Raw genomic sequence first — 1,176 nt, 5'->3', positions numbered from 1 at the left:
GAGCTCGTGCGCGGCCTCCTGCCTCTTCGCGGTCGCCGAGCAGATCGTGTTGATCACCCGGAGGTCGGTGCAGCGCGGCAGCAGCGCCTCGACGATCTCGGCGAGCCGCTCGGCCGACTGCGTGGTCTGGACGACCACGCCCACGCGGCGCGTGCCGAGCGTGGCAGGCAGGTCGGCCACGTCCTCGACCACGAGCGCCGCGCCCCCGGCGTGCGCGACGATGCCCTCGACCTCGGGATGGTCCGGCTCGCCGACGATCACGAGCGTGTACCCCTCGGCCACCAGGACCTCGGCGGCCTCGTGCGCCTTGCGGACGAACGGGCACGTGGCATCGACCACGTCGAGCCCCTTCTCGCCCGCCGCGGCGATGATCGCAGGCGACACCCCGTGGCTGCGGATCACGAGCGTGCCCTCGGACGCGTCCTCGAGCGAGGCTGCGACCTCGACGCCCTTGTCGCGCAGCGCCTGCACCGCCTGCGGATTGTGGATGAGCGGCCCGAGCGTGCGAACGGGCGCGCCGGACTCGGCGGCCTCCTCGGCCAGCTTCAGAGCGCGTTCCACTCCGTAGCAGATGCCCGCGTGCCGGGCGACCTCAACGCGCATCGTCGATCTCCTTCGCGGCCACGAGTTCCTCGCCGATCCGGCGCATCACCTCGGCCGTCATCGCCGCGACCTGCTCCTTGCGCGTGCCTTCCGCGAACTGCGACGGATACACCGGCGTGCCGTACTTGAACGTGAGCCGACCCGGCCTCGGCAACTTGCGGCCCTTCGGCCACGCACGGTCCGTGCCCACGAACGCGACCGGCACGATCGGGACACCGGCCTTGAGCGCGATGAACGCCGCGCCGCCGTGTACTTCGGACTCGACGCCCTCGACCCTGCGCGTGCCCTCGGGAAAGATGCCGACGAGGTCGCCGGCCTCCAGGTAGCGCACAGCGGTGGTGATGGCGGTGCGGTCGGGCGCCCCGCGCTCGACCGGGAACGACCAGAGCCGGGGCAGCGCCCAGCCCATGACGCCGGTGAACAGCTCGCGCTTGGCCATGAAGTGGCATGGCCGGGGCGTGACGCACCACAGCATCGCCGGGTCGAGGTAGGACTCATGGTTGCCGGCGAGCACGGCGCCGGTGGCGGTGGGGACGTTCTCGACCCCCGGCGTGATGGTGCGGTACACGCCGC

2 protein-coding genes are annotated in these 1,176 nt (G+C 72.2%); both read right to left on the bottom strand.

The genetic code is table 11. The features are described 5' to 3' along the window. The coding region (locus FDZ70_11070; protein TLM65536.1) for a 4-hydroxy-3-methylbut-2-enyl diphosphate reductase at positions 1-603 on the bottom strand (603 nt) is incomplete at its 3' end. Further along, the coding region (locus tag FDZ70_11065; protein ID TLM65535.1) for a 1-acyl-sn-glycerol-3-phosphate acyltransferase at positions 593-1,176 on the bottom strand (584 nt) is incomplete at its 5' end. The genes FDZ70_11065 and FDZ70_11070, both read right to left, overlap by 11 nt.

It is taken from the genome of Actinomycetota bacterium (assembly GCA_005774595.1).
Classification (GTDB): Bacteria; Actinomycetota; Coriobacteriia; order Anaerosomatales; family D1FN1-002; genus D1FN1-002.
Note: the sequence above shows the minus strand (reverse complement) of the source record. Positions and strands in the feature narration are given on the sequence as shown.